Below are 23,360 nucleotides of genomic sequence, written 5' to 3'. Positions count from 1 at the left end.
AATGAGCAAGCTGGCGAGAATACTTGTCCTCGGGTTGGCCGCACTAATGATTGTTTCAGGATGTTCGAATGAATCCAAGAATTCTGCTACCGATGAAGAGAATCAGGATGTGATGCGCTTCTCGGTGACTCTGCCTACGTATGGGGTGGATAATCCGAATAGTCTCGTAGGCAAGGAATGGCACAAACGTATGGAAGCATACATGGGTAAAAAGGTGGAAATTGATTATAACTATATTCCGTCTTCTGAATATGACGAGAAGGTCAAACTCATGATTGCGAGCGACGATCTGACAGACTTCTTCGTGACGCCGTTATTTTATGATACGAGTGAAATGGCTGGGCAGGGCCAGCTTCTTGAATTAGCCCAATATACAGATTTGATGCCGAATTATATGAACTACATTAGCAAGGTGAAAAATGGAATGAAGCGGGTGACGAATGCTGACGGCGAGATGTATACCTTTATGGAAACATCCACTCCGAGGTTCCCTGAGGATCGCGGCATGCTCATTCAGAATACATCCTCTTACCGCTATGACGTGTTCCAAGCGAATCATATCGAAATTCCGCAGACGCTTGATGAATTTTATGAGGCTGCCAAAAGTCTTAAAAAACTCTACCCCGACAAATATCCCGTCGCAACCAAATGGAATAGCCTGAGATCGCTGTTCTCTGCGAACCATATCAAGGACGAAATTTTCTGGAACGGTGAGAAATATGTATATGGGGTGCTGGAAGAAGGGTTTAAAGATGCGCTCCAATTTGCAAATAAGCTGTATGCGGATAAGCTGTTAGATCCGGAGTATACGATTGATACCGATGATACGCTGAAAAGAAAGGCGCTGAACGGCGACAACCTCATGTGGCTGACACAGTGGTTCACCACTCCGGCGGAGTACACCAGAACGGCCAACGATGGCAAGATTTTTGCAGTTTCCCTGTATCCTGACAATCCGAAGTACGGGAAAGCCTGGCAGGAAGTGGTGAATGGCAATACTCCTGATCTGGGCTGGGCAACTTATGGCCTAAGTTCAAAAGTGAAAAACCCCGAAGAGTTGATCAAATTCATTGATTATCAATATTCGGACGAAATGATCAGACTGATCACCTGGGGGATTGAGGGCACGACCTATACGATCGGGGAGGATGGTCTTCCGACCTTTGTGGACTCGTTGAAAAATGCCAAAGACCCGTGGCTGGAAGGCGATAAATACGGCATGCGGGCAAGCCGGAATCATAATCCTGGCCTGCAAATGGTCAGCGACGCAAGAGCGTTTGTAGATTTCGCCGCGACAGACTATACCGTATTTAACGGCAAATATGAAGAGGTGCCGATTGAGAAGTCGCCATTCCTGACGAGCTTACCCATGCCTGAGAACGAATACGTTCCTTCCTGGCTGAGCGAACCTTCAATTCAGCTCACAGGCGATGAGAACCAGCGGATCTCGGAGATTATGAACCCGGTTAAAACGTTTGTTACGGAAGAACAGGCCAAATTCGTGGCCGGCAAGAGCAGCTTCGATGATTGGCAGGAATTCATAGATAAAGTCCAAACAATGGGCGCCATTGATGAAGCGCTGAAAATTTATAACGATGCTGCGCAAAGAGTGACAGCAAATTAAGATAACGAAACCATAGGATGTGAGAAGAGCTTTGAACGAAAAAAAAGAGATTTTATTCCATGTTGAGAAGCTTCTGAATAAAAGAAATCAATTTATGATTACAAAAATTTCTCCCATAGAATTTTCAGGTTTTACGACAATGGAACAGCTCTTCATTCATGAAATGGATGAACAACCGTTCCAGAGCATGGCCAGGGGACAGCAGTGGGGGGAGAACTGGGGGTATGGCTGGTTCCGCTCCACAATCATCGTTCCTAAGGAAGCCGAAGGCAAGCGGCTGGTGGCTATGCTTGATTTTGGATCGGAAGCGACTGTGTATGTTGACGGCATCGTGAGTGGTGCAAAGGATCTTAACCATCATTACGTAACCTTAACCCGTTCGGCGGCAAGCGGCGAATCCTTCGAGATTGTTGCGGAGGCGTACGCCGGCCATTCCGGTTCACAGCCGGTGTTCGGAGAGTCACAGCTCTGTATTTTTGAAGAAGAGGTGTACCAGTTTTTTATTGACTTGGAATGCCTGTATGATCTTCGCAATCATCTCGATGTCAAATCTCTCCGCGTTGCGGAGATAGACCGTTGTCTGACTCAGGTATTTGCGGCGGTGGACCTGACCCTGCGTCAGGACTTGCTGGGAGAGAACGTAAAAGAGTGCAGGGAGATCATGAAACCGCTTTTATCCTGTGTAAACGGTTCAACAGTGCCTACCCTGTACCTTATGGGACAGTCCCATCTGGATGTGGCCTGGCTGTGGCCGATTGCCGAGACGAAGCGTAAGATTGCACGGACAATGTCCAATCAGCTTGCGCTCATGGATGAATATCCGGAATATACGTACATGCAGAGCCAGCCGTATTTGTTCCAGTTGGTCAAGAGACTGTATCCGGAGCTGTATACGCGGATCAAGCAAGCGGTGAAGGAAGGCAGAATTATTCCCGAAGGCTCCATGTGGATAGAGCCTGATACGAACCTTACTAGCGGCGAAAGCCTGATCCGTCAGGCAATGCACGGCAAACGCTTCTTCAAGGAAGAGTTCGGTGTAGACAATGAAATGCTGTGGCTGCCTGACGTATTCGGCTATTCCGGGAACCTGCCGCAAATCATGAAGGGGTGCGGGATTAAGTATTTCGGTTCCGTTAAATTGTTCGGGACTTATGATAATGTAGCAGATCCCTTCCCCTATAATACGTTTCTGTGGGAAGGGATCGACGGTTCGCAAATCTTGGCGCATCTGCTGAACTATGGAGACTACTACCCGATCCGGATCAGTCCGTCGTTCTTAATCAATCAGTGGAAAGACCGCGTCCAGCTGGAAGGGATTTCTACGCGGCTCACGCAGTTCGGGCATGGCGACGGAGGCGGAGGCTCGAACCGGGACGATCTTGAGTTTATGCGCAGGCTCGGCAATCTGGAGGGCGTTCCCAAGACGAGGCACGGCTCGCCAATCGAATTTTTCCGGGATCAGATCGAAAAGGGCATCCCGGATGCCAAGTATGTGGGAGAGCTCTATTACCCCGCTCACCGGGGAACTTATACAACACAAGCGGTCATCAAAAAGCTGAACAGGAAGGCGGAAATTGGCTTCCGTGAGGCGGAGGTATGGGGGGCTGCAGCGGAGCATTTAAATAACCGGACCTATCCTTACGGAGAGCTGGACCGTCTGTGGAAGGTATTGCTGCTGCATCAGTTCCACGATATTCTGCCGGGCTCCTCTATCCACCGCGTCCATGAAGAGGCGCAGCTTGAACTGATCGAATTGAATAAGAATGTGTATAACATGGCGTCAGAAGCAAGAGAAGCAATCACGGACGGCGACTCCTCGAGTGTTACCGTATTTAATTCGCTGTCCTGGAGAAGACAGGAACTGGTAGCATTACCTAATGGCGTTCACGGAATTGCGGATAGCCATGGAACAACTCTACCCATGCAATTGCACGAAGGTGTTAGCTATGCCCGGCTGGAGGCTCCTTCCATGGGCTGGTCGAGCTACAAGACTGAACCGCAAGTGCCGGCCGTTCCTGTCCTGTCGACAGTCTTGGCAAGTGAATCGCATATGGAGAATGAATGGATTGAGCTTGGAATTAACGAAAAGGGTGAGATTACACGGGTTGTCGATAAGGAGACCGGTACGGAGTGGGCAGCAGACTGCTGCAATGTCATGCGGATGTACCGGGATCAAAATTCGGATTTCGATGCCTGGGAGATTGACCGGCGCTACCGCTTGGCACCCATTGATCTAAACGCTACTGCCAAGGTCTCCATTACTGCGAATGGACCGCTCTTCGCGAATATTCGGGTGGAGCGGGAATTGAATCATTCGACTATGATTCAGGATATCCGGTTGCTGGCGGGCAGCCGCCGGGTGGAGTTCCATACAACGATTCAGTGGCGCGAGAAGAATAAGCTGCTGAAAGTCGATTTCCCGGTTCGCATTCATACGAACGAGTCCCTGCAGGAGATTCAGTTCGGTCACGTCAAGAGGCCGAATCATGCTTCGCGTCCGCATGATGCGGATCGTTACGAAGTGGTTCAGCATAAGTGGTCCGCCCTTGCAGAGGCAAACCGCGGCTTCGCACTGCTGAACGACTGCAAATACGGCATTTCCGTCGATGATAACACGATGAGCCTAACACTGCTTCGGGCTCCGACCTGGCCGGATGAAACATCCGATCAAGGGGTGCATCATTTTACCTACGGATTTACATTCTGGAACGGCGCGTTTCTTGATAGTCCTGTCGTACGTGAAGCTTATGAGCTGAACTATCCTGTCAGCCTTGCACCTGGAGGAGGGGGCGGGACAGATTCCTTACTCAGCATTGATCAAGCGAATGTGATTGCGGAGACCGTCAAGCTTGCCGAAGACGGATCGGGTGATTGGGTGGTGCGTCTGTACGAGAGTAAAGGGGCTTCTGTAGACTGCAAGCTTCACATCGGGCTGTCCATTGCAGCGGTTAGTGAGACCAATATGCTGGAGGAGAAGATTGCAGAAGTGCCGCACGAAGGCGGAGAGGTCATGCTGAAACTTCGTCCGTTCGAGGTGAAGACCCTTCGGATGGCGCTCCGCAAGGCGTGATATGAAAAAACTAAGATCGGGAGGCCAATAAAATGAAAATGAAGCCGTGGAAAAGTGCGGGAATATGGACTTGCCTTGTGCTGATGATTATGACGGCGCCGGGCGGCGCGTTTGCAGCCCAGGCGGAGGAAAACGGTAGCCGGCAAAATCCGAGCAGCGCAAAGACAGGGGTCCAGGCGCCATTCAAGATCAAGGTCGTGGATGCCGAGACGGGCCGGGGCATTCCTCTTGTGGAGCTGAAGACGACGAACAACATTCTGTATTATACGGATAGTGCTGGTGTGATTGCGTTCAGCGAGCCCGGATTGATGGATCAGTCGGTCTTTTTCCATCTGTCGAGCCACGGTTATGATATCCCTGCCGATATGTTTGGCAATCGTGGGCAGGCGGTACAGATTATGCCTGGGGGCATGATTACCATCGAGATGAACCGGGTCAACATCGCTGAACGGCTGTACCGGATTACGGGGCAAGGTATTTACCGCGACAGTATGCTCCTTGGTCTGGGGGCGCCGATTCAGGAGCCGCTGATAAACGGTCTGGTCATGGGACAGGATTCTGTGCAGACGATCACGTACAACAATAAGCTGTACTGGTTCTGGGGCGACACCGACAGACCGGCGTATCCGCTGGGGAACTTCCGGGTAACAGGAGCAACTTCTCAGCTGCCGCAGGCTGGCGGATTGGACCCGGACGCCGGTGTGAATCTGGATTATCTCACTAAACCGGACGGTTTCGTCAAAAGCCTGGTGCCGCAGCTGCCAGACGGCGCCGGCATCGCTTGGGTGTTCGGATTGATGACTGCCAAGGACAGTGCAGGACATGAACGCCTGCTCGCCGGATATAGTACCCACAATCCCGGACTCAACGCCTTCGGCATCCTTGCTTTTAATGACAATATCAAGGAGTTCGAGCAGGTCGTCCAGTTTCCTTCCATAGACGATTGGCGCCATCCGGGCGGCCAGGCGACCTATTATAAGGAGAACGGCAAGGGCTATTGGCTCTTTACCGAGCACCGGATGCCGAATTTACGCGTGTCCGCAAGCTATGATGCCATCATCGACTATACTCAATATGAATCGTTTACAGCTCTAACACCGGGAACGGCGTACAACGGAGCTCAAACGTCGTTGGAGCGCAATGCAAACGGCCAACTTGTATGGGGATGGAAAAAGAATACGCCGCCGCTTAAGCAGGATCAAGAGAAGGAGCTGATCGGCTTAGGCGTGATCCAGGCGTCCGACCTGAAATATTATCAATTGAAAGATGCCGATACCGGTGAAGAGGTTCAAATCTCCTCAAGCTCCGTCGAATGGAATGCTTACCGGCAGCGTTACGTGATGATCGGTCAGCAGCTGCAGGGGACCTCGGTGCTTGGAGAGATTTGGTACGCGGAAGCTCCGGCGCCTCAAGGTCCATGGACTACTGCCAAAAAGATCGTAACGCACGATAATTATACTTTTTATAACGTTGCCCAGCATAAGAACTTCAATAAGTCCGGCGGCCGGGTAATCTACTTCGAGGGGACTTATACGAATACTTTCACGAATCATGTCGCAACACCGCGGTATAACTATAATCAAATTATGTATAAGCTCGATCTGGCAAATCCAAAGCTAGGGCTTACTCCGGTTCAATGAAAGACTGGTCAATAGAGTGCCGGGTGATATGCACTAACTGAATAAGGACCCTTCCGGAAGTGCTGCAGGTTTTCTGGAAGGGGGCCTTTAGGGGAGGAGTTACTTTGGAATTTGACTTTACTAAGTACACCAGGCTGATGGGGAGATTTGAGCTAACAGTGAACGGGAATCCGAAATGCGGATGGGTGAACAGTGCTGTTCAGCTTGCCTTCCGGGGTACGGCCATCTCTATGACAGCAGAGGATTCCGGCGGCCAGGATTACGTTGAAATCGTATTGGACGGGATCGCCCGGAATTGGATTAATCTGAAGAAGGGGGTTCATGCATACTTAATCGAACAGGGACTCCCGGATGGTGAGCATACTTTGGAAATCCACAAGCGAACAGGGATTTTGACCGGAAATATCGCTTTTCATCATTTTTCTCTTCCGGACGGCGGAAGCTTCCTTGCCCCGCCTGCGGCCAAACCTATCCGGCTTGAATACTTTGGGGATTCCATCACAGATGGAGCAGGGATCGGCCATCCGCATGAGCTCGCTGAAGCCCCGCATCTTGACGACGGCTACATGTCCTATGTCGGGATCAGCGCCAGAATGTTGAACGCGGAATATCATACGATGGCCATTTGCGGCATTGGCGTTTGGCAGGATGCGGTAGGGAATAAGCATGGATTGCCGGAGCATTTTTTCGGGACCCTCGGCAAAGAGACGGCGCCATGGGACTTCTCCCGATATATTCCTGATGGAATTGTCATTAATTTGGGTCAAAACGATTATTCAACGCCCATTGAGGATGAGGCGTATATCGCCGCTTATATAAAATTCATTCAGGTTATCCTGGATCAATATAATGATCCCTATGTCTTTTGCTGTGTCGGAACCATGAACAACAACTATCTGGCCAGTGCAAAGAAGGTCGTTGCCCATTGTAATCAAACTGGAAACGGAAAGGTATTCTTGGTGGATTTAGGGCTGATTCATCCAGAGGTGGAAGGCTGGGGCGGCCGCTACCATCCTGGCTATCAGACGCATTACCGGATGGGCTGCGAGCTTGCCTCTTTTATATCCGCCCAGACCGGATGGGAATTGCTTAAGCGTCCGCTGATTGCTACGGAATGCGTATTCTGAAGAGTCTGAGGGGGGATTTCGGCGGGCAAAGTGCACAGACGTGAATTGGATTCCATATTTGACGCCCGGATAGAGCCCTCGGCTGCACTGAGGTATAGTTATAAGCTGGGAGAGTGCCGTAAATGGTGCTCTCTTTTGTGTTGTAGCGGCAACTGTTCAATAGCGTCGATCTTACTTTTCGATTTCATGTAAAGACAATACATGTCTGGGTATCAATCCTCTTTGTGGCGAGTCAGAGAGCAGGTCAGTGCACTAGGCTGAAAAGTTTAGTTTTACGTTACTTGGAGCTTGGTTAACCTTTTGGAGCCACCGTATACGGACCCCGTTACCATGGTGAGAGAGAACAGGACCAGCTAAGTATGCGATCAACAAAAATAACAATAATAAGGGACTGTTTAACACCAGTAAAGAATATGTGATCTTTGATAAGATACTTACTTTCAGTGTTGACGAATACTCCGTTCAAAAAAATTAATAAGTATAAAATAACCCGTCGGGCATAACAAGCCAGACGGGTTGTCTATTGTTTATTGAGCTGTGTACTCACTTACTTCAAAGGTAAGGATCTTATCATGTATTACGTATTCGGTGCGTTTGCTGAATGGGCCTTTGATGTTGCCGTGTTTATCTATGCCGTGTCGAGCTGATCCAGAGGCTGAATCGTACCATGCAAGGAATGTAGTTACCTCGGACATTGACAGATCAAATTCTTTATCATCACCTGTAATTAAAGTCAATGTTAGGATTGCCCGACTGCCAGAAGGCGCTTCAGGAGTTACAGAAGGTGTTGGTTCAGGTGTCTTTGTAGGTGTTGGTGTTATCAATGGATTAGTGGAGGAAATCATTGTTACTTTTCCGGTGGACCCATTGTTGGCTGTCCAGTTTAATCCGGTTAGCTCAGCTCCATTATCCAAAGTGATTTCTATCATACGGATAACTTCATTGCCAGCAGAATAATTTCCGTAATTACCTGTTAGACTGAGACCTGTAGTTGGTGTGCTGAAGAATGCGATCCCCTCTAAGTTATAGAACTTCATATTATGACCAGTACCTGATCCTTCTAGTTTGAAGGTATTTACATTTTGACCATTTGGTCCAAAATCAATATACACTACTCCTGGACCAATGTTTGCAAAGGCCCCCTTTACAGGTAAAATAGTGAAAATTAATAAGATTACTAATAATGATTTCAGTTTTTTCAAGAATAACACTCCTCTTATGTAATATAGAAAGAAATATTACAAAACATAGAAAGGATTGTCTAAACAAATATGTCTATATATGCAATAAAGTGAGCGATAAGTATTAATTATATCTAATTAGACATAGAAACAACCCCGTCAATAAAATCTGACGAGGTTATTTTTAACTCATTATTTAACTATTAGGCAAGTACTCTGGATTGTTTAAAATCTGATCGACTATAAATAGAAGGTCATCATCATTAACATATTCATCACCGGCTTGTTGGGCGTTGTATTTTACAGGGTCAACATCGGGTGCGAAATACTTAAAGTATCTGGCATCAATCGCAAGGTCAACCAGAGTGAAGGTTCCAGATTTATTTACGTCTGTCGCTTCTATGAGGATGCTGTCCTCTAAACAGTTATCTGTCACAAGATCATATTCCTCTTTGGTATCCGCAATTCTCGCCTTGGTTGAATCGACAACGGCTGTACCTTTGGCCTTTGCCTTAAACTTGAGCTTTACTACTACTGTGTCTTCATTGATGCCGAAATCTTCACCTTGACTGGCTACAACAAAGCGAATGGCGCCGTTTTGATCGACTGGCTTGTTGTATACCTTATAACCGGTTACCTCTTCAAATCCGAGGTACTGTAAGTGCTCTTTGTCGTACTTCACTTCAAAATCCTCGGCGTAAATATCCTTCACATTTTTGAGGGAAATGTCTGCTGTGAACTCTTTGCCTAAACCTATCTTTTCTGGCGTAATGGTTACGTCAAGAGTAGGTTCTAACGCAGGGGTTGGAGTAGGACTTGGTGTAGGTTCAGGTGTTACTGTCGGTGTCGGAGATGGAGTTGTAGTTGGGGTCGGGCTTGGTGTCAGCGTTGGTGTTGGTATTTCTGTCGGCGTTATTGTTACAAAAACATTAACGGAACTTGCTCTATTAGTTCCAGTCAAAACTATCTTATTGATATTTTGATACGAACCCACTGATAAAGAATTATTATAGCCCAAGGTACCTATATTATAAGTTCCAGAATTAGTAATGATACTTACTGAAACTATATTAGGAGAACCATCGCTACCAGTGTATGATCCTCCTGCACCTTGTAACTTGATAGAATTTGCGTCAATAGGCTCTGATGCAATGAATTCATAAGTGTCGTAAGCGTTAACTTTAATGGTGCCACTATATACTGTTCCATCAAATTGTAAACCGGTAATTGTTGGTGAAGCAAAAGCAGTAGATACTGCGAAACACATAAATATTGATAAGAACATAATGATCTTTTTCATATTAAACCCCTCATAATAATATTTTTCCAAGATTGTTTCTAAAATTTTATGTAACTGCTGAGTGAATAGCTTTATTTCTCCTTTCATTGAAAATTATGTGTTCTGTTGCCCGACTATCATAAGACAAAAAAATGGAATTCGTCCAAACAAAAATTCTTATATTTGGGATTATTAGATCATGTTCATTTAATGTACATAATTATGGTAACAAAGGAATTCACTAATGATTTATTAGGAAACGTTAGTTTGGTTGTGATAAAAACAAATGTTAACTTAATTCTGGGGTGTTCAATCATGTGATGAGTATCGGTTACTCAACAGAAAATTGAAGTGAATGTCATACGTGATAGCCGTATCCGTGTTACATGCCTGGCTACCGATGCACCTCATGTATTCTTGGTAGCTATCTCAATGTAACGGCAAGCTCTTCTTCCCCGGTTAAGACCTCTACCATGATGCCTGCGCCCAGGCGGAACCCATAATTGAAAATAGAGGCTAACTCCATGCCATGGGTTTGACCGTATAAGTCTAACAATGCTTCTAACTCTTCGAATTCCTCCGCTGAAAGTCGATCTTTCCACATCTCTATAATTTCAGATACTCTTTTTCTTAAAATAGGGTATTGCGGGTCATTGGATATAACATTCTCATCTGGATGCAATCTGCCATGATATAGCTTCTCTATATTACTTTTCACTTCCTCATCTCCTTCATTTGTAAAGTACTTTGTATTCAACCATAAGTGATCTAAATGGCTAAATCCACGTAGTATACTCTACAAAGAAAAACGTTTTTCATTGATGGGGGGGCCAAAACAAAAAAACCATCTCAGGTACCTTCATACCGTTAATGGTTTGGATAAGGGCTAGGGGCTCGACGATCTCGATGGTCAGACCATCCGCTGCTACAATATTCTGAAGTTGCTGATTCAGAATTAGAATTTTTCACAAAAGATACACCAGCTGCAATGATAAGAAGTACAGCCAAACCTGCAATAATGAAACTTCCTTTTCTGCGGATGATCATAGTTCATTCTCCCTTTTGGATAGACTATACTAAATCTATTCCCTATCTCAACAGAAGGAGGTATTACTAATGAGCAATAAAAGAAAGTTAGTCCTTTCATTTGTACTTCTATTTGTTATTGCATATCTCTCATTTAGTGCATGGATTGCACATGATACTAAAATTATTCTGAAAGAAGCCATGAGTCAGGATGCTAATAGGAAGTACATGAATAGTTCAGCATTTGAAAGTATTAATCCAGTCGAACGTGGCATGAAAGCGGATAGCTTTAAATATAATCCAAGCTCTCATCATATCGGTTTTGTATTGCCGCTGCATTTCTTCGTAGTATCCAAAGCGTTTGTAACTCAGAAATACGAAAATGCTGATTTTGGATTTAGAGAACCTGTCAAATTAACGCTAATATTAAAATCTGGAAAGTGGTACGCCACTAAGGCAACTAGTCAACCGTAGTTAAGGCGGTAAAAAACAGGGCAGCAATACTCCGATAACGGGAGAGACGCTGCTCTTTTTTGCTTGTAAACTTGTCCTGCTGTACTTCGGCTCTGGTTAACCTGTTCATACAAATCACAAAAGTTGAAAATAACTCACGAGTGATTTATTATTGTATTAAATGATATGAAATTATATCAATAAGGTTCTAACTATCGCAGGGAGGAGAATGTTCTATGGCTTGGTTGTTTCTTATTCTTGGAGGGATTTTAGAGGTGGGCTGGGCTCTGGGCTTGGCATTCTCAGACGGGTTCACGCGAATAGAGATCGTAATACCGACGGTCATTGCTATGGTTGGCAGCTTCTATCTATTTGCAAAGTCAGTAAGGATTCTTCCGGTATCGACAGCGTACGCCGTTTTCACAGGACTGGGTTCCTTTGGAACTGCGCTTGCTGGAATGCTCTTCCTGGGGGATAAAGTGAGTGTCATCAAAATCGTGTTAGTCATAACTCTAATTGGTTGTATCATCGGTTTGAAATTCACCTCTGATCAACCTCAAGAAGAAGGTGCGTAGAAGATGAGTTGGATTTTTCTGATCTTAGCGGGGTTGTTCGAAGTAGGGGGCGTCATCTTTTTGAAGCATTCCGAGGGCTTCACCAAATTAAAGCCTACCCTAATATTCGCCTTGTTCTTGGGCTTAAGTTTCATTTTCCTATCTTTGTCTTTAAGGGAAATTCCAATTAGCATTGGCTATGGGATCTGGACCGGGATCGGTGCTTCAGGCAGTGTTCTACTCGGGATGTTTGTGTTCAAGGAGCCTAAGAATATGAAGAAATTAGCCATGGTTGGTGGTATTATCATTAGCATTGTTGGCTTGAAGTTAGTATCGTAAACAGGTCTGGAACTCGGGAGGCACAATAGAGGCTGGCGGATGCTGGCTTGTATTGTGTTTTTTTTATAAAACTATAAATAGGCAGGCTAAATACTATAATTTGACAGGTTATTCCTGGGGGTGGAAAATGATACTGTTAATTAGGAGGTTGTTAGTGATTATGTTAAGTGAGGATTGGTCATTATGAAAAATGTAAGAATCGCTATTATAGATTCAGGCATTTCAGGAAAATCTGAATTCATTAATAATGTGTCAGAATCGTATATTCTAAGCCAAGATGATGGAAACTTCACCATACTACTGGGTGAGGCTACAGATTATATCGGCCATGGTACAGCTGTTGCTCATATTATACATAAAATAAATAGTCAAACGGAATTTGTATGTTTTAGGATTTGCAACGATGTCTTGGATATTGATGAGAAGGGACTATTGTATGTATTAGAGTACATATATGACAATATTGGTGTTGATGTGATTAATATAAGTGCTGGAATTACTTATCTATCCATGCATCGAGAGCTTAATGAAGCTTGTAAGAAGCTGTATCAGAAAGGTGTAATTATTGTATCTGCATTTGATAATGATGGTGCAGTATCCTATCCGGCTGCCTTTGATGAAGTAGTGGGGGTGGATACAAAAGATGAATATGATAATAAAAATGACATTTATTATGCTAGCAATAGTATCATAGATATTTTTGTACCTAATATTTACTACCGTACGATGTGGAATGATAAAAAAACTATAGTAAAGGGCTCTAGTTTTGCTGCTGCTAGAATAACAGGGATTTTGTCTCAGAAATTGCAGGAAGCTGTCCTTCCACTTCAAAAAATGGAATTATTAAAATCAATATCAAATGTGGATCTGAACGTGGAAAAAAACATATCAATAGAACCTCCTCATTTTGACATCAAAAGGGCAATTATATTTCCAATAAATAAGGAAAGCCACTCATTATTAAGATATAAGGATTTGTTAAGTTTTGAAATTGCCGGCGTTTATGACGAGAGGGTGGCCGGAAATGTCGGCAAGACTCTATTTGATGAAAGCATACAGTCGTTTGACTCTATCGATTGGAACAATGATTTTGATACTGTGATTTTGTCGTGTACGTCGGAGCTTTCAGCAATAACAAAGCGTCAGTATGACAATGAAGTTATTAATCTTGCAAAAGCACATAAAAAGAATGTCTACACTTTTGAGAAGATAGAGTCTCATTACGAAAATTTATTTTATCCCGATATTATCCCGGCGATGGTTCCACGAGGAAATTTCCTGAAATTAAGAAAAGCAATAATTCCGGTTGTAGGAGTGTTTGGTACAAGCTCAAAACAAGGTAAATTTACTCTTCAGTTGGAACTTATCAGAAGGCTTTCTGAACTGAAATATAATGTTGGGCACATCTCCACAGAACCTTCAGGATATTTGTTTAATTCAGATTATGTATTTCATTTTGGTTATCATTCATATCTGCCTATCCAACCATGGGAAAGTATAGCCATTCTTAATAATATGGTCTGGGGGACACAGTTAAAAGGCAAAGATATTTTGATCACCGGGTGTCAATCCGCCACATTGCACTACAATAATACACAGATTGAGCATTTTGCATTATTTCAGTATGCATTCGCATTAGGGGTAATGCCGGACTTTTGTGTTCTATGTGTCAATCCACACGATGATATTGATTATATAACTAGAACCATAAATTTCATGAATTCTATTGATGATGGGAAGGTGCGTGCTTTAGTTGTTTTTCCTGTTCTTGCTATAGAAACTTTATCGGGAATCAAATATAAAACCGAAAAGTTATCTAGCAATGAGATATCAGATCTAAAGAATAAGCTACGCGAACTATTTAATATTCCAGTGTATTGCATAGGAAACGAAAAGGATATCATAGAACTTTGTGATTTAGTCATTTCCTATTTTGCAGAAGATTAATTCCTAAAGAAAGAAGGGCATCATTAAAATGAATGTAGAAGAAAGAATACTTAAAAACTTAGAAGAGAATGGAATTGAAATAAGTGAGGACGGCAGTTTGATTAATTTAGACTCGATTGGCTTTATCTCGTCAATTGTTTGTATTGAACAAGAGTTCGAAATAGAGATTCCTGGTGAATATTTAGTCATCGAAACCATGTCGAATATAGATAACATTAGCTACATTGTTAACCAGATTATTTATAATAATCTAGGTTGTGATTAAAATCACAAAAATAAGAAGCTTTGAACAGCTTTCACATGAAAACTTAGGACCAAATCAGGTAATAAGAAGGAAAAAGCGTTAGGCTTTCTCTTTCTATTATAAATAACCTTAAGAAAGGAGGGGATATCCATGCAGAAGTTAGTTAAAAAGATTTCAAAAAAGAAATCGAACTTATCATTATACTATTGTGAGAACACTGGAACTTGTAGCGGCAGATAATCATCATACTTAGAAATAAGAACATAATTAACGAGATTATTCTCGTTAATTATGTTTCTTAATTAGGTAGGTCAATATCAAAAGTGGAAATTTTATGGAGGTGAATAGATTATATGTATAACAATATTCTTTATCCCCAACATATATCGTGGAATTCGCTTAAAGATAGTATCTTTGTTTTTGATGAGATTACGAACAAGATGTACTTGCTCAAGGGGGTGTCCAGGGAGTTTTGGATGTTGATTCTACATAATAACGATTTTGACGATATTATTAAAACTTTGGCTGAAAATAAAAATATTGAATATAGCGTTATGAGAAACGATATTCTTCAAATAACAAAAAGACTTGTGAAAAATAATTTATTGATTTGGAGTTGAGATTACTATGAAACAAGAAATGATTACAGATTATTTCTATGATCTGGCATTTTTAAATAATACCCCAGTAAGTGTAATTATTGAACTCTCGACGAAATGTAATCTGAGATGCGAGCACTGCTATTTGCCGGATTACAAAAATCGAGGGATGACTACCGATAAAATAAAGAGTCTTTTGATTGAATTGAGGCAATTGGGAGTTGTTAATCTTTCATTTACTGGAGGAGAAATTTTACTTCGCGAAGACCTTTTTGAATTGATTGAGTACGCTAGGAGCATATACATGAGGGTGTTCCTTCTTAGCAACGGAACCTTACTTGATGAAATAAAGGTCGAGCGCCTATCAAGGCTATACATATCCGAATTTTCTACAACAATGTTTTCCGTTCAACCAGAAATCCATGATTCAATAACCAAGGCACAGGGTTCTTTAGATATTTTGAAAAAAAACCTGCAGTTGTTAAAAAAGCATAACATAAGAGTACAGGTTAAAATGCCAATAATGCAAACAAATGCTTTGTGTATTGATGCAGTTAGAGACTACTGTGAGCAAAATGATTTTAAATTTTTCGCCTCGCCTATGATATATTCCAAAATAAATGGCGATGAATCGCCCAAATGTCTAAGGGTAAATAGAGATAACCTAGGTCCTGTATTGAAAAAAATTGATGACCTCAATAATAGAAAAAACAAGCTCATTCACGAATCCGATGTACCCTGTGGAGCATTATTCTATTCTTTTTCTATTGACAGTAACGGTGATGTCTTTCCATGCAATTCTTTTCCTTATAAAGTTGGGAGTGTTATGGAGAATTCAGTAAGTAATATATGGAATAAATCAGAATCTCTTCAATATATAAAAAGTATTAAAAAAACGGATTTAAATCATTGCCCGGGATGTCAATATGAAGATCAATGTGAAAGATGCCCCGGAATGGCCCTTCTGGACAGTGAGAATGTTCTTGCATGTGATACATTTGCGAAATCGATTGCTGAAGTGAGGTCCAAAAATTATTGTTTGAATTAGGGTGGTTCTTGGTTCAAGCAGAAGTATAAGGAGACATTATGCTTAATTCAAGAGATTACACCATATTCGATTTAATCGTAACACCCTTTCGGATTATACCTGTTCAGACTCTTGCAGCTATTCTGTATATGCTGCTCGACGCTCTTATGCCTGCGTACCAGACCCTGGTTATTGCTTATTTCATTAATACGGCTACAGAAATATTTAATGGCAGGGCAGACTATTCATTAATTGTTAAGCCGATTGCGCTGATTATGGGCTATGTGATTGTTACCCACCTGTTTCCAAGCCTTATGCAGATTGTGGATCTAACAGGGCGAAACAAGCTGAATGTAACCCTGAAGAAAGAAATCGTGTTGAAGCGGGCCAGGTTAGAGTATAAGCATATTGAGAACAACGACACCTGGGAGTTGATCCATAGAGTGTGCGGAGATCCGGTTGGTTATTTCATGAACGGGTTCAATAATATTTTAAGTGGAATGAATCTGCTGATAGGTACAGCCTCTTTGCTTGTTATTGTGATGTCGTCTACGTTTATTACAGGAATCGTTATCGTGCTGGTCGCCGTACCTTTGTTCTATATAGCTATAAAGACCGGCAGGGAGAATTACGCCATGGGTCTGGATGCTCATAGAATCAGGAGGAAATATAATGATCTGGCAGATATTTTGACCAACAGGGATTATGCTGAGGAACGCACATTGTTCGGGTACAGTAGTGCGATCACGGATAAATACGACAAGCTGTATAAGGAGTCTTACACCATAGAGAAACAGATTCAGATCAGAACCTTTGTGAATTTAAAAAGCGGCTCGATGATAGCCTTGTTGATCGGTATTGTTATCGTGGGATTGCTGTTGCCTCCACTGAACCAAGGCGAGTTATCCATTGGCCTGTTTATTTCGCTGGTTACCGCTATTTTCAGTCTCGTGCAGAGGATGTCATGGCAGTTGTCCGACACTATGCAGCAGCATGCCCGGATTAAGGAGTACTTGAAGGATTTCTCGGAATTTGCCAAACTCAGCGAAAAAGAAGATGCGGAAGCAGTGCCCGTTAAAGTAGATGGCTTTATTTTTCATTCCCTGGAATTCAAAAACGTAGGTTTCCAATATCCGGGTACAGATAGAAGCATTTTAAAGAACTGCTCATTCAGAATGGTTCACGGGAAAACCTATGCCTTTGTCGGAGAAAATGGGGCCGGTAAGACTACAATCATTAAATTGCTGACTGGGATGTACGATGATTATGAAGGTGAAATCTTCATTAATGATAAGAATCTGCGAGAGTATAGCTTTGCCGAGCTTAAAGGGTTCATTGCCGTGGTATTTCAAAACTTCTCTAAATACGCTTTGACGGTAAAAGATAATATTCGGCTGGGGAATATCCTGAAGCATGATGAAGAGGACATCCGAAAAAGTATAAGCGAGATGAATTTGAACGGAATGATTCAAGGCTTGGAGTTCGGTCTTGATACTTATGTCGGCAAAATGAAGGAGAACAGCGTTGATCTGTCCGGAGGGCAGTGGCAACGGCTTGCGATCGCCAGACTATTGTATTCAGACTCCGCAATTCATATCTTGGATGAGCCTACTGCTGCCCTGGACCCTATAGAAGAGAGCAAGTTGTATGAATTGTTCAGTAGGATTAACACAGACAGGTTCACCATTTTCATTACCCACAGACTGGGCGCCGCCAGAATATCGGATGAAATCCTGGTCGTTAGTGAGGGGCGTATTGCAGAGCAGGGCTCTCATGAACAATTGATGGGATATCCGAGCGGGATGTATCAGAAGATGTTTGCAAGCCAGAGGTCATGGTATGAAGCAGAGAGTAAGGTGCACTATGGGTAAAGTGAAGGGCGTGGGTTTCTTAAATAACAGCGCGAGATGCTTGAGACTTTTACTTAAAGTGAATCCGGGCATGGTGTGTACCTATATAGGGATTGCTTTTTTTCAAGCGATATCCTGGGTGCTTCAAGTATTAGTTATGCAATGGTTCTTCGATGCGGCTACGGAGTATGCTAATCATAACCGCAATTTGGGGATGATCCTGTTCTCCTTAGGCGGTTTAGCCGTAGTATATCTCTTTTATCACTTCATGGATGGACTAGGGAACTGTTATGAAGAGATTTTTGGATTAAGCGTTGGCCAACATTTGAATAAACTCATGTTCAAACGGATAGATTCCTTAAATGCTTCTGAATTTGAGGACACCTCGCGTCTGGATACTATTCATAAATCTGTGAACGGAAGCGGTAAATTGATCTGGATCGGGGTGACCTTATTAGACATAGTCTTTTATTATACAACCTACTTTATATTCATGGGATGGTATCTGTTCAGTCTGAAGCCAATCCTGGCTCTAAGTGTAGTGATTGTATTTGTGCCAGTTATTCTCTCTCAGTTGGTTCTAGTATCATCCTTTAAGCATTTGGAAGCTGCCTCTGCTCCTATACGCCGTGAATATGAGTATTATGAGCGATGCTTAACGGACAAGGAGTATTTCAAAGAGACCCGCTTGCTTGGGGCCACTGCCTTTTTCAATGACCTGTATACCTCTTCCATACATCGTTTGAACCGTATGGTATTTCGGACTCAGCTCCGTAAGCATCTGGTTCAACTAACACTGAATATAGTTACGGTTACTGGTTATGGCTTGATCGTGTACATGCTATTTGTCTCCGTCATGAAGCAGGAAATCTCCATCGGTGCTTTTGCAGCTGTGCTTGCCTCTATAGGCAGTCTATACCGCTTCATGAACAAGTTAATATCCGAGAGAATCGCATGGGCCACTGAGAACATAGGCTCTACGGAGAATTATCTGGATTTCATAGATGAGCCGATTCAGGATACAGGTAGTATGCCGATGCCTGCAGAATCTGATATTGAGCTGAGAGGAGTTAGCTTCAAATATCCGGTAGCGACCAGCAATGCTGTGGACCGTGTTGATCTGATCATTCCGTACAAGCAGACCGTAGCCCTTGTAGGCGAGAATGGAAGCGGCAAGACCACGCTGTGCCGCATGATTATGGGATTGTACCCTCCTACCGAAGGGGAAGTAAGGTACGGGAAGGTTCAAGCGTCGCAGGTCAGTTATGACAGAACGTCAGCTATTTTTCAGAAATATCGTGAATATAACACAACCTTAAAGGAAAATGTGCGCATTAGCCAAATGCAAAAAAAAGCAGAGGATGCAGCAATTTCATCTGTATGTGAGGAGGCCGGTGTTCTTATATCGAGCGAAGTCTATACAGAGGGTATACATACGATGCTTGGGCGTGAGTTCGGCGGCACAGATCTATCCGGTGGTCAGTGGCAACGTATAGCGATCGCCCGCGGATTGTTCCGGGATAGTGATTTGATTATTCTGGATGAGCCTACAGCTGCCATTGATCCACTGGAGGAGACCCGTCTATACAATGATTTCTCTACGATATGTCAGGATAAAACCGCCGTTATTGTCTCCCACCGACTGGGTTCAGTGAAGCTGGCAGATAGAATTATCGTGATGAAAGAAGGCCGGATTGTACAGGAGGGTACCCATGATGAGCTTATAGGAACAGAGGGGGAATACCAAAGGATGTATGAGTCGCAGAGGAAATGGTATGCATAGGAAGAGGCGATAGAATATGATGTCAAAGGTGTATCAGATTGATAATCATGATGAAGCTTATCAAATATGGATGGATAATGGCATTCATAACGCCGTATTATTTCATATTGATGCCCATAAAGATTTTATAACCGAAAAGTGTGAATATATCACAATTGGGAATTTTTTGAATTATGCATGGGACAAGGGGCTTATTAATACTATTGTATGGATCATTCCTACCCCTTCTTTTTTGTGTGCAAATATCCTTGCCCAACTAATAGAGGAGATGGAAGTTAATTTTACATTAGTCGATCAGTCTAAAAGAATGCTTAAATTTGTTATGAATAGCCATAGAGTAAATGAAGTAATTATAACAACAATGCCTAACATAAGTTTTGTAGAAGAATCTTTATCTTCCGACATTCCTGTTCTGGTTGATATTGACATCGATTACTTTGTTAATCCCTATGTTCATAGAACATATTCAAATGATTACCCGAATTCTTTTTGGACAAAAAGTGAATCGGTGTATCAGGCCATACAGTCCTTAGTTAGCAAGTGTGATCTGATTACAATTGCCAAGAGTATTTATGGAGGGTATACGCCATTATTATTTTCTTTTATTAGTGATCAACTATACGCTATGTTGGTGAATCAAACAGATTATATTCAGGAATATGTATATCTTGAAAAAGCGATTGAACTTTTAAACATGCATAACTATATAGAGGCATCTAAACTATTTGAGAAAGTCATTCATTATCCTAATTGCTATTTGAGCGCTATTACAGGTCTGCTTTATTCAAATCTGTTTTCGGGTCGCACTGATAAGGTGAGAAAATACTATAGTGATTTATTAACAGGATATCCCCAATATGAGCCGTATTTTTTTCCTGTACATCCAATGCTGAAGAGTGATCATTTTGTACAAGCAGAGCAATTAATAGATAGCTGGTTACATATTTCACCGGAATCAAATCAAGCCAATTTGTATAAAGTCAAGGTGTTTTCATGCTCATCGTGCTATTTTAAGATGGGTTATCAATTATATCTTGATAAGATAGACGATGAAGAAACTAAATCTGAAAAGAGTTATGTTATGGCGGATTATTATTTGAAATTACATTTATACAATGAGTCAATTGAGTGTTGTGAAAAAGTACTGGCTTACTTGAAAAACAATGATTCTCCATTGTGGGTTGGTCAAATAAGCAGCTATGAATCACGTAAAAATCATGGTAATATTCTGGCTTTTCTTTTTGAGAAAATGGCTATAGCCTATTATAAATCGGGAGATTTCAAATGCGCCCAAAAGTATGCATTAATGTGCAAGAAGATCGGCTATAAAAATCAAAATCCACAGGCAATAATTAACACTGTTCTCGAAAAAAGAACAAGTTAATTCAAACTCAAATAGCTTTCTTTTTCAATTATTGGTGAAGCATTGAAAGGAGAATAAAATGAGAAAAAAATTGCCTGTAAGCAAAAACAGTTTTCTCACTGCCTACCCGCATTATGTTAATATATCCTCTGTTTTATTTGATGATAGAATGGACGAACCTTTCAATCTATGGATTTCTAATATCAAAACAAGTGAATCGAAATTCAATGCGGAATGGTTTGAAACAGAAATTACGGAATACAGCTATAGCAAAAAGGTGGAAAATAGGGTTAAAGTTATTTTATCTGATCTTAATAAAATTTCTTGCCATGAAGGAGACCTAACTGGGTGTAATGATTCCTTTAAATATATCCATACTGAGATGAAGGGAGATGGTTATATTGAAATCGAGATAGAGCACTTTAAGAATACTGGCGTTTGGGCAAAAGCAGGCTTAATGTTCAGAGAAAGCCTTTGCTCAGATTCAAGATACATATCCATTCTTGCCACTCCTTCGGTTAATGGTATCATCATTCAAACGAGAGAATCAGCCGGAACAGAGTCCCAATATGAGTATATATGTGCTTCTCTATTTCCGACATCTATGAAAATAGAGCGCATGGGTGATCGCATTCATCTGTACTGCCGCAATTTATCAGGTAAATGGGAATATATCAGAACAATTGAATTTGAATTGAAATCCCATGCTTTTATGGGAATATCATTATGTTCACCTGAGAATAATGCATATTTAAATTGGATTGCTACAAATTTTATTCAATTATACTGCTTCCAAGACTTCAATATCCACGCCATCCCCATGAACTATAATGCCGGTATATACTTAAATGATGACTTTTATTCCTTTTGTCCATATCTGAGAGTTCAAAATATTAAATATTCTCTATTGAAAAAAAATAACATAAATATAACTGAATTTATAATTAATGCTTTGGATGATGATAATTATATTGATGTATATTTAAATGAGTATTTTGTGCCCCAAGGTAAGGGTTTTGGAAAGTATGAGTATCACCATGGAAATATGATCTACGGATATGATCTTCAGAGTAGAACGTTTAATATAGTCGGTTATAGTGAGCACAGTGTTATTAGACATAGTTTGTTGTCATTTCAAGAGTTGGAGGATGCCATGATTGAGGATGGCAGAGAAGGCTGGTATGGAATAGGACTATTATCAATATTTAAACTTCATCCCTATTTTACTTATAAATTTAACTTGGATCTGATGTTACAGCAGCTTGAAGACTATATAAATGCTAAAAACTCGTTAGAAAGTTGTTCACTTATGGAAAACTATGATTCCAGAATCGCCCATGGAATATCTGTATACGATTATTTGATTTTAAATATCTCGGAATTCCAAAGAGATATTCGGCCTTTGCATGTGATATGGGAACACAAGAAAATCATGCTACTGCGATTGAAGTATCTTAAGTCTCACAATTACTTGAATATCAAAGATTTTGAATTTCTTTATAATGAATATTCTTCTATCGAAAGGCTGGCAATGCAGACAAGAAATTTGCAACTGAAAAATAATTTGCGATATGATCTTGATAACATTGATAGGATACAGAAAAATATTGAAATGCTTAAATGTAGGGAAAAGGATATTATACCCAAGCTTATTCAAGCCTGCCAGCCGAATCACAATAATAATTGAAATCACTGTCAGGAAGTAACTACGAAGTGACTATAGGAGGGCAGAGGCATGACAATCCGGTTAATGAACGGCGATCTGTTAGAAGCGGAGGAAGACATCTTGGGACACCAGGTGAATTGTCAGGGGGTGATGGGGTCGGGGATTGCGAAGATCCTGCGGGACCGTTATCCGAATTTATATCCTGAGTATAAAAAATACTGTGAGCAGCACACGCCTGACGAGTTGCTCGGACACTGCCAGCTGGTGCAGACGGGCGCGAAGTACACGGCGAATCTGTTCGGCCAGCTTAACTATGGAAAAAGCAAAACCCGGTATACGGATTATGCTGCGCTGGAGCAAGCGTTAACCATCCTGAAGACAGAGGCACAGGCCAAGGGTCTGTCTGTGGCGCTTCCGTATAACATTGGCTGCGGATTGGCAAATGGGGAGTGGAGTGTGGTGGAACAGATGATCGGCAAGGTTTTTGCAGACTATGAAGTTACTTTGTATAAGATTTATATTATCTGTACGCTATACTTCTGCTATCTATAAGCTTTAAGTAATGAAGCGGTCCGCCTTAGAGGGGAC

Annotated in this window: 19 protein-coding genes; 16 read left to right on the top strand and 3 right to left on the bottom strand. The window is 42.1% G+C overall.

Translation table 11 applies throughout. The features are described from left to right. Position 1: 1 nt before the first annotated feature. The 4 genes from HQN87_RS03610 to HQN87_RS03595 all read left to right on the top strand — a co-directional run bounded on the left by HQN87_RS03610 (position 2) and on the right by HQN87_RS03595 (position 7,461). Complete coding sequence (locus tag HQN87_RS03610) at positions 2–1,624, top strand: extracellular solute-binding protein (RefSeq protein ID WP_173127958.1); 1,623 nt, start codon at positions 2–4, stop codon at positions 1,622–1,624. Positions 1,625–1,763: 139 nt separating this feature from the next. After that, positions 1,764–4,694 (top strand): alpha-mannosidase, encoded by a 2,931-nt coding sequence (locus HQN87_RS03605; RefSeq protein WP_254075346.1) that lies wholly within the window; start codon positions 1,764–1,766, stop codon positions 4,692–4,694. Between the two features lie 32 nt (positions 4,695–4,726). Then, positions 4,727–6,334, top strand: coding sequence for a hypothetical protein (locus HQN87_RS03600; RefSeq protein WP_173127951.1), 1,608 nt, complete (start codon positions 4,727–4,729; stop codon positions 6,332–6,334). 104 nt (positions 6,335–6,438) lie between these two features. Next, complete coding sequence (locus HQN87_RS03595) at positions 6,439–7,461, top strand: SGNH/GDSL hydrolase family protein (protein WP_254075345.1); 1,023 nt, start codon at positions 6,439–6,441, stop codon at positions 7,459–7,461. A 527-nt stretch (positions 7,462–7,988) separates the two neighbouring features. On the opposite strand, the gene HQN87_RS03590 is transcribed toward HQN87_RS03595, so the two are convergent. The 3 genes from HQN87_RS03590 to HQN87_RS03580 form a co-directional block, all read right to left on the bottom strand. After that, positions 7,989–8,663 carry a hypothetical protein gene (locus HQN87_RS03590; RefSeq protein ID WP_173127948.1) on the bottom strand — a complete coding sequence of 225 codons (675 nt, stop codon included), beginning with the start codon at positions 8,661–8,663 and terminating at the stop codon, positions 7,989–7,991. A 175-nt stretch (positions 8,664–8,838) separates the two neighbouring features. Then, entirely contained in the window at positions 8,839–10,029 is a 1,191-nt protein-coding gene (locus tag HQN87_RS03585) for a cohesin domain-containing protein (protein ID WP_173127944.1), read from the bottom strand. A gap of 316 nt (positions 10,030–10,345) precedes the next feature. Continuing rightward, entirely contained in the window at positions 10,346–10,639 is a 294-nt protein-coding gene (locus tag HQN87_RS03580; RefSeq protein ID WP_173127941.1) for a DUF6809 family protein, read from the bottom strand. Positions 10,640–11,037: 398 nt separating this feature from the next. Here HQN87_RS03580 and HQN87_RS03575 point away from each other — a divergent pair, with 398 nt between their 5' ends. The 12 genes from HQN87_RS03575 to HQN87_RS03520 all read left to right on the top strand — a co-directional run bounded on the left by HQN87_RS03575 (position 11,038) and on the right by HQN87_RS03520 (position 23,324). Then, positions 11,038–11,421 carry a hypothetical protein gene (locus HQN87_RS03575; protein ID WP_173127938.1) on the top strand — a complete coding sequence of 128 codons (384 nt, stop codon included), beginning with the start codon at positions 11,038–11,040 and terminating at the stop codon, positions 11,419–11,421. Between the two features lie 215 nt (positions 11,422–11,636). Next, the gene (locus HQN87_RS03570) at positions 11,637–11,975 is read left to right on the top strand and encodes a DMT family transporter (RefSeq protein ID WP_173127935.1); all 339 of its coding nucleotides are present in this window, start codon (positions 11,637–11,639) and stop codon (positions 11,973–11,975) included. A gap of 3 nt (positions 11,976–11,978) precedes the next feature. Next, entirely contained in the window at positions 11,979–12,293 is a 315-nt protein-coding gene (locus HQN87_RS03565) for a DMT family transporter (RefSeq protein ID WP_173127932.1), read from the top strand. Between the two features lie 183 nt (positions 12,294–12,476). Next, positions 12,477–14,240, top strand: coding sequence for a S8/S53 family peptidase (locus HQN87_RS03560; RefSeq protein WP_173127929.1), 1,764 nt, complete (start codon positions 12,477–12,479; stop codon positions 14,238–14,240). A gap of 28 nt (positions 14,241–14,268) precedes the next feature. Continuing rightward, on the top strand, positions 14,269–14,505 hold the full coding sequence (locus tag HQN87_RS03555) for an acyl carrier protein (protein ID WP_173127925.1): 237 nt from the start codon (positions 14,269–14,271) through the stop codon (positions 14,503–14,505). A 332-nt stretch (positions 14,506–14,837) separates the two neighbouring features. After that, on the top strand, positions 14,838–15,104 hold the full coding sequence (locus tag HQN87_RS32940) for a PqqD family protein (RefSeq protein WP_173127922.1): 267 nt from the start codon (positions 14,838–14,840) through the stop codon (positions 15,102–15,104). Between the two features lie 7 nt (positions 15,105–15,111). Beyond that, a complete protein-coding gene (locus HQN87_RS03545) occupies positions 15,112–16,131 on the top strand; it encodes a radical SAM/SPASM domain-containing protein (RefSeq protein ID WP_173127919.1) in 1,020 nt (339 codons plus the stop codon). A gap of 38 nt (positions 16,132–16,169) precedes the next feature. After that, positions 16,170–17,981 carry an ABC transporter ATP-binding protein gene (locus tag HQN87_RS03540; protein WP_173127916.1) on the top strand — a complete coding sequence of 604 codons (1,812 nt, stop codon included), beginning with the start codon at positions 16,170–16,172 and terminating at the stop codon, positions 17,979–17,981. Between the two features lie 40 nt (positions 17,982–18,021). Beyond that, positions 18,022–19,743: an ABC transporter ATP-binding protein gene (locus tag HQN87_RS03535; protein WP_173127913.1), complete on the top strand. Its 1,722-nt coding sequence runs from the start codon at positions 18,022–18,024 to the stop codon at positions 19,741–19,743. A gap of 16 nt (positions 19,744–19,759) precedes the next feature. Next, complete coding sequence (locus HQN87_RS03530; protein WP_173127910.1) at positions 19,760–21,127, top strand: tetratricopeptide repeat protein; 1,368 nt, start codon at positions 19,760–19,762, stop codon at positions 21,125–21,127. A gap of 58 nt (positions 21,128–21,185) precedes the next feature. After that, positions 21,186–22,793 (top strand): hypothetical protein, encoded by a 1,608-nt coding sequence (locus tag HQN87_RS03525; RefSeq protein ID WP_173127907.1) that lies wholly within the window; start codon positions 21,186–21,188, stop codon positions 22,791–22,793. A 48-nt stretch (positions 22,794–22,841) separates the two neighbouring features. Beyond that, positions 22,842–23,324, top strand: a complete 483-nt coding sequence (locus HQN87_RS03520; protein WP_173127904.1) for a macro domain-containing protein — start codon at positions 22,842–22,844, stop codon at positions 23,322–23,324. Positions 23,325–23,360 lie beyond the last annotated feature (36 nt).

It is taken from the genome of Paenibacillus tritici (assembly GCF_013204885.1).
Lineage (GTDB): Bacteria > Bacillota > Bacilli > Paenibacillales > Paenibacillaceae > Paenibacillus_AQ > Paenibacillus_AQ tritici.
This window is presented reverse-complemented; position numbering and strand designations above follow the sequence as displayed.

Excerpts from the sequence above, each read along its gene's own strand:
- HQN87_RS03600 (WP_173127951.1), top strand. The coding sequence starts at position 4,727 with ATGAAAATGAAGCCGTGGAAAAGTGCGGGAATATGGACTTGCCTTGTG.
- HQN87_RS03530 (WP_173127910.1), top strand. The coding sequence starts at position 19,760 with ATGATGTCAAAGGTGTATCAGATTGATAATCATGATGAAGCTTATCAA.
- HQN87_RS03610 (WP_173127958.1), top strand. The coding sequence starts at position 2 with ATGAGCAAGCTGGCGAGAATACTTGTCCTCGGGTTGGCCGCACTAATG.
- HQN87_RS03570 (WP_173127935.1), top strand. The coding sequence starts at position 11,637 with ATGGCTTGGTTGTTTCTTATTCTTGGAGGGATTTTAGAGGTGGGCTGG.
- HQN87_RS03575 (WP_173127938.1), top strand. The coding sequence starts at position 11,038 with ATGAGCAATAAAAGAAAGTTAGTCCTTTCATTTGTACTTCTATTTGTT.
- HQN87_RS03545 (WP_173127919.1), top strand. The coding sequence starts at position 15,112 with ATGAAACAAGAAATGATTACAGATTATTTCTATGATCTGGCATTTTTA.
- HQN87_RS32940 (WP_173127922.1), top strand. The coding sequence starts at position 14,838 with ATGTATAACAATATTCTTTATCCCCAACATATATCGTGGAATTCGCTT.
- HQN87_RS03555 (WP_173127925.1), top strand. The coding sequence starts at position 14,269 with ATGAATGTAGAAGAAAGAATACTTAAAAACTTAGAAGAGAATGGAATT.
- HQN87_RS03525 (WP_173127907.1), top strand. The coding sequence starts at position 21,186 with ATGAGAAAAAAATTGCCTGTAAGCAAAAACAGTTTTCTCACTGCCTAC.
- HQN87_RS03565 (WP_173127932.1), top strand. The coding sequence starts at position 11,979 with ATGAGTTGGATTTTTCTGATCTTAGCGGGGTTGTTCGAAGTAGGGGGC.
- HQN87_RS03540 (WP_173127916.1), top strand. The coding sequence starts at position 16,170 with ATGCTTAATTCAAGAGATTACACCATATTCGATTTAATCGTAACACCC.
- HQN87_RS03605 (WP_254075346.1), top strand. The coding sequence starts at position 1,764 with ATGGAACAGCTCTTCATTCATGAAATGGATGAACAACCGTTCCAGAGC.
- HQN87_RS03520 (WP_173127904.1), top strand. The coding sequence starts at position 22,842 with ATGACAATCCGGTTAATGAACGGCGATCTGTTAGAAGCGGAGGAAGAC.
- HQN87_RS03585 (WP_173127944.1), bottom strand. The coding sequence starts at position 10,029 with ATGAAAGGAGAAATAAAGCTATTCACTCAGCAGTTACATAAAATTTTA.
- HQN87_RS03560 (WP_173127929.1), top strand. The coding sequence starts at position 12,477 with ATGAAAAATGTAAGAATCGCTATTATAGATTCAGGCATTTCAGGAAAA.